This window comes from Actinomyces ihuae, assembly GCF_001457875.1.
Lineage (GTDB): Bacteria > Actinomycetota > Actinomycetes > Actinomycetales > Actinomycetaceae > Pauljensenia > Pauljensenia radingae_A.
In genome coordinates, this window is record NZ_CZPX01000004.1 from 171,849 (window position 1) to 184,213 (window position 12,365).

Genomic DNA, 12,365 nt, shown 5'->3' on the forward strand with positions numbered 1-12,365 from the left:
GCATGACCGGCGTGACGTTACTTGCGGCGCGTGCCGAAAATACTGCGGGTGATTTCGCGCCCAATCTGAGTGCCGGCGGACTTGATCACGTTGGCCAGTGCCGATTCCATGGATCGTTGGCGGCGCTCGCGAGCTTTCTGAGCGCGTTGCTGCTCACGTTGGGCTTCCTTCTCCCAGCGGGCTCGCTCCTTTTCCGCCTCTCGTTCGGCCTTCTTGCGAGCCTTCTCCTGTTCCTTTTCCAGCTCGGCCTGCTTTTCTTCTGCGGCCCGCTGGTCAATCGCTTTCTGGGTGCGCTCAGCAAGCTCTTCGGTGGCAGAGCGCGGGTCAACAGGTGTGGCGTAGCGGGCGACCAGATCTGAGGCCGACAACAACGCAGAGATCGTCGCGTCGGACGCCTCTCCCATGACCGATGCGGGAGCCCAGATGCTGAACGGTGCGGGCGGTGTGGGGCGGCCTTTCGGGTCGAGTACCGTCACCACCGCTTCACCTGTGCCGAGCGTGGTCAGGATCTCCGCCAAGTCCAGATCAGTGGTGGGGAAAGTCTTGACGGCATCCTTGAGGCGGCGCTGATCGTCCGGTGTGATGGCACGCAGCGCATGCTGGATGCGCGAACCGAGCTGTGCGAGCACGTCAGAGGGGATGTCCGTGGGGGACTGGGTGACGAAGACGATGCTGACGCCCTTGGAACGTATCAGGCGCACGGTGTGGACCACCTGACGCACGAACTCCTTGGTCGCATCGGTGAACAGCAGGTGTGCTTCGTCAAAGACGAATGTCAGGCGTGGCTTGTCCAGGTCACCGACCTCGTCGAGGCTGGAGAACAAGTCAGCGAGCAGCCACATGATCAGCGCGGAGATCAGGGCCGGCTGGCGGGACATGTCGCCTACTTCCAGCAGGGAGATAATCCCGCGCCCGTCACTGTCGGCCTTCATCAGGTCAGCCGTGTCGAATGCGGGTTCCCCGAAGAACTGGTCACCCCCCTGGGAAGCAAGGGCGGTCAGCGTGCGCAAGATGACACCGGCGGTCGCTTTGGACACGCCGCCGATCCCGCTGAGCTCCTCTTTGCCTTCAGGGGAAGTGAGGAATGTGATGACTGATTGCAGGTCACCGAGGTCAACAAGCTCCAGACCGTTCGTGTCGGCCCACGAGAAAATCAGTTGAAGTGCCTGCTCCTGCGTGGTGTTGAGCTGGAGCGCGCGGGCCAGAAGCAGCGGCCCGAAATCGCTGACGCGTGTGCGCACCATCGCGCCGGGAACAGGGGCGTTGGAGCCTGCCGGTGTGAGCAACTGTGTGGGGAAGGAAGCCGGTTGCCAGTCCTGCCCGTTGGCGGTCGTGCGCGCAGCAAGCTTGTCGTTGGCAGTACCCTTTTCGGCAAGGCCGGTCAGATCGCCTTTGACATCGACGAGGACGACCGGGGTTCCCGCTGTTGACAGTCCTTCTGCCAGGAGCTGGAGGGTGCGAGTCTTGCCAGAGCCGGTGGCGCCGGCTACGAGTAGGTGACGGTTGAGGATGGACAGCGGTATTGTGGCGGTCGCCTGGGGTAGGTGAGTGTCGCCGTCCAGCAGCGTACCGACCGTGATGGTTGGAGCGGATGTGGTGTCCGCGAATGCGTAGGCGGCGCTGATAGTGTCAGCCAAAGGTGAAGAGGCAGGAGGCGTCGTGTCTTCTTGAGGCTTATCGGGCGCGTTGTCTGTCGTGCCTTCTGGTGCCTGCTGGGGCGCGTCTGCTGCTGAGTCCTTGTCTGCTGCTGAGGCCTTGTCGGCGGATTCTTGCTCCTGCTCAGATTCGTCAGCGTGCGGTTGCACGTCGTGGGGCTTGTCAGAAGGCGGGTTGTCGTCCTGTGCGTTCTCGGCGGGGTTTTGGGCTGGGTCTGCGGGCGCCTGCACTGATCCGCCCTGTGCTTCCAGTGCGGCGAGGCGGGCTGCGGCGGCCTCAGCTTCTGCTCGGGCGGCGCGTGCTTCAGCTTCGGCCGCCTGAGCGCGGGCCTGTGCGAGTTGAGCTTCCAAGTCGGCGTTGTTTTCACTCATATCTCGAGTCTAAAAGCTCACCGCAAGGATCAGGGTCAGTTGGCGCCCGCAATTGACTGAGCACCGTCGATCCATTGTCCGGCTTGTGTTGTTGAGCCGTCAGAGGGGCGATTTCCGGAGACGTAGTAGATCGTCAGATCGCCTTTGGGAAGAATCGTCAGTTCGACGAATCCACCGTTTTCTTCATCGTGCCAGTTAAATGTGGTGTCCGAGTTGGCATCTTGAGGCGTGATATCGGTGAAGTGGCTCAGACCTGCTGGGGGGAGGACACGGTTGCCGATTTCACGCGCGCTGTCAGCAGGAATTGCGTTGCCGGCCAGGACTGCAGTGCTGACCTCAAAGCCAACGATGGCTCCGGTTTCTTTCTCTGTCGTTCGTCCGTCCAAAGAAGGCCCCTTGAGCTCAGAGAAAGACCCAGCTCCGGATTCGGAGAGTTCGTCGAGAAGCTGCTTAAAGGCGGGGAGAACTTCCGTTTGAACGCTTTCAATTGTCTGGCGCTTCTCAAAGGGGGCGCTGCCATCCCAGAACTCGTTAGTCACTGTTTGCTCCTTTGTGGTACACGACGCTGCTGTCAACGCTGCAATTGTCAGTACGGATAGAAAGGGAATGCTCGGAGCGTGCAGTCTTGTATGTGCTGCAAACACCATCTACTTCACTCCCGCGATTACACGGCCGAAGTCATTCATTGTCGCAGACCCTTCTTCAAAGTAAGAACTGTGCTGCGAAAACGGGTCGACCCATTCCCAGAAGGTATCAGGCTTAGCAGTGGAATCTGCGAGATGCTCGATGCCGTCAAGCTTGTTCGGGTTCTTGCCGAAGGAAAAGTCCGGTCCTATCCCTTGCACTCGATCTCGGTATTGGGCGTGCGAGACGTGCGCATGCGGTCCCGGATCTCCTCCTGAATCAGCGGGCAGGTTATATTCACGGATGTCCTGCACACCCGATCCAGGGGAGCCAAACATCACGAGATCGTCAACTACCCCTGTCCTCGTGTCCTTCACTGCCATACCGGAAGTAGTCGAGCCATACGAATGGCCGAGAACAGTCTGATGCGGGTCACCATATTCGCCTGCCTCACGCGAGGCCTGGATTCCTTCAACGAAAGAATTGAGCCTGTCGGCACCTGCGTGTGCTTTAGATGTGGAGGCAACATCTGACAAGTCCGGAGCATCGTAGCCGAGCCATGCAATAGTTGCGACATCGCCATTATTGTTCTTCAAAGCCTTGCTCTGCATGACGTCTGTCTTGGCCGTGTACGAGTCGAGACTATCGTGAACTGTAGTGTTCATACCGGGAACGAAAGTCGCAACGTGCTTAGCGCTGTCAATATCTCCATGAGCGACAGCGGCTTTCAATCGTTCTCCAGAATCATCTAAAACGAGTAAGGACAATTCCGGGTCGGAATTAAGTGTGGACTCGACAGCGCGAAGATCTTCCAGTTTCTCTTGAGCTCGCTGCCATTCACTATATTCGAGTGATGCAAAACCCGATGGCCCCAAGCGTTCTTGAGCATCAAGGTATTTCTTGCGAGCTTCCTTCTCGGCTTGCTCAGCTTCAGAGAGCATGGCAGGAAGATGAATCTTATTGGCTTCATCGCGTGCGGATCCAGGCAGGCCGTCCAGCCCTCCGATGAGGTCTGGATGATTTTTGATGAGGGCATCTTGTTCATCTTCAGATAGAGCATTCCACCACGTTGCGATTTCTGCTGGTGACCAGGTGGCAGGGTCAGGCAAATCTGATAAACCCGGACTCGTAGAGCTGCTACTCTCCGAATTTCGATAAGAGCCTTCTGCCACGGCGCGAGTGCGATGTGCATACTCGCTGTCCACTTCTGTTGCTCGCTGAACTGCACGGTTGATGTTTGCAATCGTAGCCTGACATTCCGCTTCGTTCCGCGCCGCCTCAATGGCGTAAACGTCTGGGGGGAGAGTGGACGGTGGCGGGGGATGAGATGCCGATCCATTTGCATGGATCGCCACACCATCGATCTGTGCCTGAGTGATGCAGTCATGAACGAGAGTCATGACTTCATTGACGCCATCAGCAGCATCTGCCGTTGCCATCATGAGCTCGGCAGTGTCATTAATGACGCGGCTCAGATGTTCAATGATCGTGCCTAATTGATCGCGCGCTGAGTCTGCAGCCTCACCAACAGACTGGATCTCGTTTCGTGCTGCGGCTGCTTCATCCGCCTGAGCTCGGAACTTATGGTAGGAATCAGTCAGGTTGTTCGCCGCTTCAATGACCGGGCTGTCATTCCAATATTGAATATCGCTCCACGAGGGCATTGCGACCTCCTACTTCACTGTGTGAACAGCGGTGTCCCCACCTGTGCCGCCATCAGTGGCTCTAGCAGGTTCTGAGTACGCTGGCGGCTCTACAGTGTTGCCTGAAAATCCGTTAGTAATGCTGTTTTCTGTGGCGTTGAAGCTGTTTTGAGTACTCATAGCAGCATCGCTGAACCGAGACAGCAAATTGGCGGTAGCTTTTGAGCGTTCCTCGATCTTCGCGCCAGCCTCCGCCGCGGCTGAAGGTGACGATGCGCCGGGCATTGCTGATGAAAGTCCTGAAAGTGCATCCGCCACTGTGATGGAGCGGACATCGTCAGCGATAGATGCAGTTGAATTGGAGAGCTTGCCGAAATCTCCTGGCACGACATGTAAATCTGTCACGGTAGTCCTCTGTCTCCTTGTCAGCGGGCGTTTTCATGGTAAGAGATGCATGCCCTCGAGTAAAGAGGTTGGAATAAATCGCTTGTGATGTGGACAGTGCCCAGATATCCACATGAGGCACTGCGCGCTGGAGTTATCCACACTCGCACTGCCGCTGTTCCGAGACAGTCCGCAGTATCCATACAGTGCCCACATGGACCTCCTTCAACGCCGTCGTCTCAAAAAGCTGACACACGCTGTGTACGCCCAGGCAGCGTCTGAACGCGGCGACGAAACACCCGAGCAGCGCATCCGTATTCTGCCATCGGCGCCGGCAGTCATTGTCCTGGTCCTCGTCATTGTCCTTGTCAGCGCAATCTCAGTATGGCGCTTTCGTTCAGCTCCAGATACCGCCCATAGCCTCGACGAATCATCGCCAAATGAAACACCGGCTGCTCAGTCCGCCCAGTCCTCCTCGGCTGTTACGGGCGTTGACGAGGGCGATCTACTCACCCCATCTGACACTGCCAGCGTTACCGTCTACGTGACAGGGCAGGTCGGGCATCCGCAAGTCGTGGAGCTTCCCGACGGCTCACGAGTCATCGATGCGGTCGATGCTGCGGGCGGTCCACTTGCTGATGCCGACCTTGAATCGCTCAACATGGCGCGCGTGCTGGTCGATGGTGAACACATTGCCGTGACCAAACCAGGTGAAAGCCCTCCACCCGGTGCTCAGACAGGCACTCCGTCAAGCAATGACTCTGATGGCAACCCGGTAGGCAACACGGCACCATCCTGTATCAACATCAACACCGCTGACTCTGCCGAACTCGAAAATCTCGACGGCGTGGGACCAGCCATTGCGCAACGCATCATTGACTATCGCCAGACAGTTGGTCGCTTCGATTCAGTCGAACAGCTCGATGATGTCTCTGGCATTGGACCGGCAATGCTTCAGAAGATTTCGACAGGTGCGTGTGTGTAAGCGCGGCGTTGCCACCGACAGAAACGCCCGCTACTGGGCACTCGCATCGGACTGGGCTCCATCAGTCCACTGTTCGGCTTGAGTTGTCGAACCATCCGTCGGGCGCATGCCTGAAATGTAATAAACAGTCATGGAACCATCGGGTAGAATCGTCAGTTCGACGAATCCACCGTTATCCGGATCAAACCAGTTGTACGAGACCTCGCCGGTGTTGTCATCATCGGGTGTGAGGTCACTGAATTGGGTCATTCCGAGCGGGGTCACAATGTCGCCTGTGATCCGGCGAGCCTCTTCAGGCGGAATTGCGTGGCCAGCGGCAATGGCAGTTGCAACTTCAAAAGCCGAGATCTTGCCCGTGTCACGATCAGTCGCACGACCCGTCAGCGACGGGCCCTCGAGCTCTGAAAACTGTCCGGCTCCAGCTGCGGACAGGTTGGCGAGGATTTCCTGGAATGCGGGCAGGATAGTGCGCTGAACATCCTCGATTGTGGCGCGCTGCTCGAGGGATAAGGATCCATCCCAGAATTGATTATCCGTCGTCGGCTGCGAGGAATGACACGACGTCAGCGCAAACGCAACCATGAGTGTGACAAGTGGAAACATCAGGAACGATCGCACCCGCGTTCTCAGCGCATCAGTGCGGGACTTGGTGTGAGCGCGCTGTAAGCGTGCTGCACTCAGTGCGCGGACGATCCTCGTTGATGCGCGCAGGTGCAAGAGTTCTGGAGATGGTCCCGGAGGCGTCCGTATCGCAGCGTCGTGAGCATCAGGAGCAACGTATGGTGGGTTCAAACGGGTGTCCTTGTCATGAGCGCGGTTAGATGAGTCCTACTGTAAGCGCGCTGCGTCGCCCCTGTAAATCGAACGACAACTTAATCCGACCGGGGTTTTGTCGTGTGGAAAACCACCGCCGTCCACAGTCACCACACGTGTGCAGCGCTCACCCACAGGCGAAGGACACACGGTGGTAGGCGGTGAGACGAATGCATACCCTCGTCCTCATGCAGCACTTTTTCTTGATTGAATCATCGGCTCGCACTCGCCGTTGCCATGCCGGTCAGTCGTTTCCCGGGGCGCCACCGTCACTGAAGGCCATCCGATGAGTTCACCGAGGATTTATCCGCGCATGCGTGATATGCGTGTCACGCCGGTTGCCGCCAGCATCTGGATCACCCTGCTCATCTGTCTGCGCATCTCGATCCACCTGAAGGATGCGGTGGTAGTGACCGGTGTCCTTGTGGCACTCGCAGCAACACTGGCCGCGTGGCGGGTTCGTGATCGGCACAATGAACGAGGGAGGCCTCGCCCTCGCCGGATGCGCACTCCTGTCGGATCGTTACGGTTGGGATGGGCGGCAATACTTATCGCATCGGGTGCGGCTGCGATAGTTGCCGGCAGTGCCTGCGATGCTCATGCGCGGGATCCGACCGTGCGCCTCATCGACTCTGGGCGCACCTACGTGACGCTCCGCGTGCGCCTGATCGATGACCCAGCTGCGATGGCAAGCCGGTGGAACCGGACACGCTTCTACGCAGACGCGCGCGTCGAACAGGTTGAAGTGTCTCACGGTCAATGGCAGCCCTCGAACGTGAATGTCATGTTGATGGGTGCAGGGATTGGAGAGTATGTGCGCGATGATCGCGTACTCGTGCGCGGCAGTATTGACTCGCAGTTTCGCTCCGACCCGCCGTTTGTGGGCGCGATGGAGGCTGAGAACATTGAGCTGACTGAACGCCCGGGCGGATGGGTCTCGATTGTCCGTCATGTCAGATCATCGATGCGTCAGGTGTGCTCGACGCTCACTGTGCAAGGCCAGGCGCTGGTTCCCGGCGTCGCCATTGGTGATGATCGCGCCATGAACGAGGAGCTTTCGGACGCAATGAAGACGTCGTCGCTGACGCATCTCACGGCCGTGTCCGGAACTCACATCGCGATCATGTTGTCACTGATCGTCAGCGCAGTGCCAGGGCGAGGATTGATCCGCGCTGGCGCGACCCTTGCGGCGATGAGTCTTCTTGTGGCAGTTGTCGGACCGCAGCCCTCGGTCATACGCGCGGTGTTGACCGCGAGCGTCGGAGTCGCAGGCTTGTTGCTCAAACGGCCTGGGGGAGCGCAGGCAGCGCTGTCCACCGTGGTCGTACTGGTTTTGCTGATTGACCCGTTTTCTGCCCGGGCAGTGGGGTTTGCGCTGTCCGTCCTTGCCACGTGGGGCGTTGTCGGCCCTGCTCAACAGTGGAACGAAGCTGTCAAGCACGCGGTGCGCAGCGATGCCTGGTATGCGCGCTGTATCAGACGCCTGCTGCAGGCGTGCTGTGTTCCACTTGCCGCTCAAATCCTGGTGGCGCCTGTCCTCGTACTGATGTCGCCGCTTCTACCAGTGTGGGGTGTGATTGCGAACGTTTTGGTCAGCCCTGTCATCGCGCCAGCGTGCGTCTGCGCCCTGATGACAGCCGTGTGTGCGCCGTGGTGGCCCGCTGCAGCAACCCTGATGGCGCACGTTGCACAAATATTCACGGGATGGATCGCGTGGGTCGCTACATGGGTGTCGTCATGGCCGATGGCGAACGTGTCATGGCCACAGGGGATCGAGGGAACTATCGTCCTGGCCAGCGCAGCAATCGGAATGCTGAGTGTGTCCACAGTGGTACGCAGATGCCGTCGACGCATGTCACACTAGTGGCATACCCTGAATCTAAAAAACGACACGGTGAGGAAGCGGAGGAGGATGGCAGATGGCGCGTCGATCCCAGTCACGCTCAAGTGACCCGATCGAACTGGCACCTCTTGTGCTGGTTAAAGGATCCGAAGCCTTCCTGGCAGACCGTGCCGTCAGTGAGCTTCGACGCCAGGCCACTGAACGCGACGCTTCAGTTGAACGCGTGGAGATTTCGGCCGCCACGTATCCGGCTGGACAACTCGATGTTGTCACCTCACCGTCCCTGTTCGGTGAACCCCGCCTGATCGTGATCCCTAATTTTGAAGTCACCAATGACGAACTGATGGTGGATCTGCTGGCCTACATTGAAAACCCGGCAGACGACGTGTGGATGATTGTCCGACACAACGGCGGTAACCGTGGCAAGAAAGTGCTCGATGCGCTCAAGAAAGCACATGTGCCCACGATCGCGGCAGATCCGCTCAAATACGACAACGAAAAAATCGACCTCGTCATGTCCGAGGCGCGCCGCCTGCACCGACGCATCGAAGCTGAAGCTGCGCACATGCTCGTCGGCGCTCTGGGATCTGACCTGGCGGAAATGATGAGCGCACTGTCCCAACTCATGAGTGACGTCGAAGGGACGATCACGACGCAAGCCGTCCACCGTTACCATTCAGGCCGAGTGGAAGCCTCCGGCTTTGACGTTGCTGACGCTGCACTCGCAGGTCGGACAGCTCAGGCGCTCACACTGCTACGCCACGCTCTGGCAACAGGTGTCGCGCCGCTGATGATCGTCGGCGCACTGGCATCGAAGTTTCGGTCGATGGCGTACGCAACCGCTCCGCGTGGCGCTCTGCAGTCTGTGTCGATGAATCAGTGGCAGTTCAACCGTGCACGGCGGGACGTGCAAGGGTGGACTGACACGGCTTTGGCCGGTGCCATTGAAGCCATCGCGCTCGCAGACGAAGAGGCCAAAGGCCTGTCACGTGACCCGGAACGCGCAGTCGAAAAATGTGTCCTCACGATCTGTCGACTGCGCGGGTCGGCCCGCGCCTAAGAGCCTAGGAGCCGCTTCTAGTCCACTTCGACTTCGTCGGGGTGAGACGAGACACGGTTGCCTCGCTCCAGCGCGGTGATCGCGCTCATTTCGTCACTGGTCAGCGTGAAATCAAAGATCTCCATGTTCTCGCGCATGCGCTCAACATGTACTGACTTCGGGAAAATGATGTTCTTCATCTGCAAATGCCACCGCAATACCACCTGAGCAGGAGTCTTTCCATGAGCTTCAGCAGCCTCCTTGATCGGCTTCTCACCGAACAGGTCGTACTTGCCCTGTCCCAGCGGTCCCCAGGCTTCAATCGCAATATCGTGCGAGCGTGAATACTGCGTCACCGAGCTTTGCTGGTAGGTCGGATGCAACTCAATCTGGTTCACAACCGGAACAGTCTCGGACTCACCGAGCAAACGCTCCAGGTGTTTCGGCAGGAAATTACACACACCGATCGAGCGAATCAGCCCTTCCTCTCGGCACTTTTCCATTTCATGCCATGCATCGAGGTACGCATCCTGCCGGGCGCACGGCCAGTGAATGAGGTAAAGGTCAACGTAGTCAAGTCCCAGGCGTTCCAGGGACTGCTCAAGTGCCTGGCGTGCTTTCGGCTGGTCATCGTTCCACAGCTTCGTGGTGATGTACAGGTCTTTACGGGCAATTCCCGATTCAGCGATCGCGCGTCCGACGCCTTCCTCGTTCCCGTAGATCTTCGCCGTGTCGATGTGGCGATAGCCAGTTTCGAGGGCGTCCATCACTACCCGCTGTGCCTCATCTTCTTCAACGAGGAATACCCCAAAGCCCAGCTGAGGGATCTCGTAGCCGTCATTCAGTTTCATCACAGGAATATCGCTCATGACTCCAGTGTGCCATTGACCACACTCGCGTGCAGAACGAGAACGAGGACGGTCGAACGCGGAACACCTGCGATAACGCGAGCAGAAAATGCCGGCGAATGCGTGATGGCGCGCGAAGCGGACGAAGGAGACTGGCGCGGCCGAACCAAAAAGCGAGGGAGCAGGCGCCATGCCTGCTCCCTGTGAAAGTGTGTGCCCGCTCGGGGCGCAGAATCACTCCGCTTTTTCAGCCGTCATCTTGTTCAGACGGTGCGACAGCTTCGACTTACGCTGGCTGGCCTGATTACGGTGAATCACGCCCTTAGAAGCAGCCTTGTCAAGCTTGCGGGAAGCAACCTGCACTGCTTTTTCTGCAGCGTCCTCGTCGCCTTCTTCAATGAGTTCGCGAGCCTTACGTACCAAGGTCTTCAGCTCAGACTTCACTGACTGGTTACGCAGACGACGCTTCTCGTTGGTGCGGTTGCGTTTGATCTGAGACTTAATATTCGCCACTGTCCGGAAATCTCCTTACTTCATGAACGTCCAGGTCGGTGAGGGTTCTGTCGCTACCGGGACTGGGACGAGGGGACATCCCGCAAACGGTAAACAACCAGACCCCCTGCTCGACCAAGCCGGGAGCCCGACCGTTAACATTACCAGCATCAAGCGCGTCCGTGCCAGTAGCTGAACGAAAAAACGGGGTGAATACGCTCACCTTCGGCCGGTTCGGGCGCCGGCTCCAGAACAAGTGAGCCGGCGGCGGCCCTCTCAGAGGCGCAACTTGACGATAGTGAGCAGTCGCGCGACTCAACGAAAATCTTCAGCGGTGGGAGTTGGCGGCAGTCCTTACCTGTTCGAGTCGACGGTGCGCATGCCGTTGATGACGCGTTCGAAGATCTGACGTTTCAGTGTTGCGCCTTCTCGACGCACTTCATCATGAGCTACCCATAAAACCCGATCAAGTCGAACCTCGGATGGGCGCCCTCGTGAATCCCACTTGCCGGTACCGACGTCCATCCAGTGACGGCCCTGCGAGGCTTCCCAGCGGGCATCTCGATCGTGGTCCTTCGAGGTCAGCTGCGCAACATACACGCCGTGGGTGCCTGACTTTGTCGAGCGGCCAATGACCACGACCGGGCGATCTTTTCCGCGGGAGACATCCTCTTCATAGGGAACCCACGTCCACACCACTTCACCCGGATCCGCATCCCCATCCGGATCAGGATCGTAGGAGGTATGCGCAAGACCCTCGGACAAGTCAACCTCGCGAATGGAATGCGCGCCGAGGGGGCGCGGCTGGGAACCGTCAGAAGGCATGGAGTTGCGCCGCGATTTGCGTGTCTGCGTGGGCGCCTGCGAGCCGGAGGTGCGCATCTGAGACACCACAGTGGACAGCGCTTTGCGGGCAATGTTGCGTGCGAGTCGGGACCACGATGGCATGAGGAAATCCTAATGAGAAGCTAGAACGATGATGGAAACAAGGCAGGTGACTGCACAGATCGCACCACCCGCTGTCATGGCGAAGAAGGCAATCACGCTGGTGCGCAAATCGCGTTCGAGCCAGGGCGCATTTTCCACCCCGCCCAGGTATTCCGTTGCGGCACGTTGAGCTGCCTCGACACGAGGAAGAGTGGTCTTGCGCCGCAGGTCATATTCCTTACGTGCGTTGAGCCAGCGCACTTCTTCGCGGTCAAGAATTGTCGAGGGAGAAAGTGCCGACTCCTGAGGCGATGAGAGGGAAGCATTGTGGACGGTGATTGAGTTGCCTCCACTCGAATGGCGATGTGCCCGGGAGTCTTCCCGAATGGCCTTGACCCACAGGCGTCGTTCGTACCAGAAGACACCGGTGACAAGCAATGTGACCACCGCGATAATCAGGGGGAGCCATGAGCCGAAACCGTCGCGCTGGCGTACCACGAAAATGCCGAGCAATGCGCAGATGGCTGCTGTCGTTGCGGCTGTGATCAGAACGAGCAGGCCGATAAAACCTGTCACGCGTGCAATCCACCGGGAAACCCGCTGAGTGGTGGCCGGGATGGGTGTATGTGTGCGCGGCGGCAGCGGGGTTGCTTCAGACGTCATGGAACCTTCCTTCAGTACGCTTCGTCATCATTGTCACCCAAAAGTGGCCGGTGTGCGTGGCATCACGGACAGAATGC

At 58.5% G+C, this 12,365-nt stretch carries 12 protein-coding genes; 3 read left to right on the forward strand and 9 right to left on the reverse strand.

Going from position 1 to position 12,365, the window contains the following annotated elements; all coding sequences use genetic code 11:
- Positions 1–17: 17 nt before the first annotated feature.
- The 4 genes from BN3002_RS01950 to BN3002_RS01965 form a co-directional block, all read right to left on the reverse strand.
- Positions 18–2,027, reverse strand: coding sequence for a helicase HerA-like domain-containing protein (locus BN3002_RS01950; protein ID WP_058236366.1), 2,010 nt, complete (start codon positions 2,025–2,027; stop codon positions 18–20).
- Positions 2,028–2,062: 35 nt separating this feature from the next.
- Positions 2,063–2,566: a DUF4853 domain-containing protein gene (locus BN3002_RS01955; RefSeq protein ID WP_058236367.1), complete on the reverse strand. Its 504-nt coding sequence runs from the start codon at positions 2,564–2,566 to the stop codon at positions 2,063–2,065.
- Positions 2,567–2,674: 108 nt separating this feature from the next.
- The gene (locus tag BN3002_RS01960) at positions 2,675–4,315 is read right to left on the reverse strand and encodes an alpha/beta hydrolase (RefSeq protein WP_058236368.1); all 1,641 of its coding nucleotides are present in this window, start codon (positions 4,313–4,315) and stop codon (positions 2,675–2,677) included.
- 9 nt (positions 4,316–4,324) lie between these two features.
- Positions 4,325–4,699: a hypothetical protein gene (locus tag BN3002_RS01965; RefSeq protein ID WP_154955692.1), complete on the reverse strand. Its 375-nt coding sequence runs from the start codon at positions 4,697–4,699 to the stop codon at positions 4,325–4,327.
- Between the two features lie 112 nt (positions 4,700–4,811).
- Between BN3002_RS01965 and BN3002_RS01970 the strand changes: the two genes are divergently transcribed.
- Positions 4,812–5,663 carry a ComEA family DNA-binding protein gene (locus BN3002_RS01970; protein WP_058236370.1) on the forward strand — a complete coding sequence of 284 codons (852 nt, stop codon included), beginning with the start codon at positions 4,812–4,814 and terminating at the stop codon, positions 5,661–5,663.
- Between the two features lie 30 nt (positions 5,664–5,693).
- On the opposite strand, the gene BN3002_RS01975 is transcribed toward BN3002_RS01970, so the two are convergent.
- Positions 5,694–6,455, reverse strand: coding sequence for a DUF4853 domain-containing protein (locus BN3002_RS01975; RefSeq protein ID WP_058236371.1), 762 nt, complete (start codon positions 6,453–6,455; stop codon positions 5,694–5,696).
- Positions 6,456–6,789: 334 nt separating this feature from the next.
- Here BN3002_RS01975 and BN3002_RS01980 point away from each other — a divergent pair, with 334 nt between their 5' ends.
- Together BN3002_RS01980 and holA are read left to right on the forward strand one after the other, a co-directional pair.
- Positions 6,790–8,340, forward strand: a complete 1,551-nt coding sequence (locus BN3002_RS01980; RefSeq protein WP_058236372.1) for a ComEC/Rec2 family competence protein — start codon at positions 6,790–6,792, stop codon at positions 8,338–8,340.
- Positions 8,341–8,395: 55 nt separating this feature from the next.
- On the forward strand, positions 8,396–9,379 hold the full coding sequence (gene holA, locus BN3002_RS01985) for a DNA polymerase III subunit delta (protein WP_058236373.1): 984 nt from the start codon (positions 8,396–8,398) through the stop codon (positions 9,377–9,379).
- A gap of 17 nt (positions 9,380–9,396) precedes the next feature.
- On the opposite strand, the gene BN3002_RS01990 is transcribed toward holA, so the two are convergent.
- The 4 genes from BN3002_RS01990 to BN3002_RS02005 form a co-directional block, all read right to left on the reverse strand.
- On the reverse strand, positions 9,397–10,227 hold the full coding sequence (locus tag BN3002_RS01990) for an aldo/keto reductase (protein WP_058236374.1): 831 nt from the start codon (positions 10,225–10,227) through the stop codon (positions 9,397–9,399).
- Positions 10,228–10,440: 213 nt separating this feature from the next.
- On the reverse strand, positions 10,441–10,719 hold the full coding sequence (rpsT, locus tag BN3002_RS01995; RefSeq protein WP_058236375.1) for a 30S ribosomal protein S20: 279 nt from the start codon (positions 10,717–10,719) through the stop codon (positions 10,441–10,443).
- A 333-nt stretch (positions 10,720–11,052) separates the two neighbouring features.
- Positions 11,053–11,646 (reverse strand): type II toxin-antitoxin system PemK/MazF family toxin, encoded by a 594-nt coding sequence (locus BN3002_RS02000; protein WP_058236376.1) that lies wholly within the window; start codon positions 11,644–11,646, stop codon positions 11,053–11,055.
- Positions 11,647–11,655: 9 nt separating this feature from the next.
- Complete coding sequence (locus tag BN3002_RS02005) at positions 11,656–12,288, reverse strand: hypothetical protein (RefSeq protein ID WP_058236377.1); 633 nt, start codon at positions 12,286–12,288, stop codon at positions 11,656–11,658.
- Between the last annotated feature and the right edge of the window lie 77 nt (positions 12,289–12,365).

What these genes read in the sequence shown, in the direction of transcription:
- BN3002_RS02000 (WP_058236376.1), bottom strand. Translation starts at nt 11,646, where the DNA reads ATGCCATCGTGGTCCCGACTCGCACGCAACATTGCCCGCAAAGCGCTG.
- BN3002_RS01960 (WP_058236368.1), bottom strand. Translation starts at nt 4,315, where the DNA reads ATGCCCTCGTGGAGCGATATTCAATATTGGAATGACAGCCCGGTCATT.
- BN3002_RS01990 (WP_058236374.1), bottom strand. Translation starts at nt 10,227, where the DNA reads ATGAGCGATATTCCTGTGATGAAACTGAATGACGGCTACGAGATCCCT.
- BN3002_RS01950 (WP_058236366.1), bottom strand. Translation starts at nt 2,027, where the DNA reads ATGAGTGAAAACAACGCCGACTTGGAAGCTCAACTCGCACAGGCCCGC.
- BN3002_RS01970 (WP_058236370.1), top strand. Translation starts at nt 4,812, where the DNA reads ATGAGGCACTGCGCGCTGGAGTTATCCACACTCGCACTGCCGCTGTTC.
- BN3002_RS02005 (WP_058236377.1), bottom strand. Translation starts at nt 12,288, where the DNA reads ATGACGTCTGAAGCAACCCCGCTGCCGCCGCGCACACATACACCCATC.
- holA (WP_058236373.1), top strand. Translation starts at nt 8,396, where the DNA reads ATGGCGCGTCGATCCCAGTCACGCTCAAGTGACCCGATCGAACTGGCA.
- BN3002_RS01980 (WP_058236372.1), top strand. Translation starts at nt 6,790, where the DNA reads ATGCGTGATATGCGTGTCACGCCGGTTGCCGCCAGCATCTGGATCACC.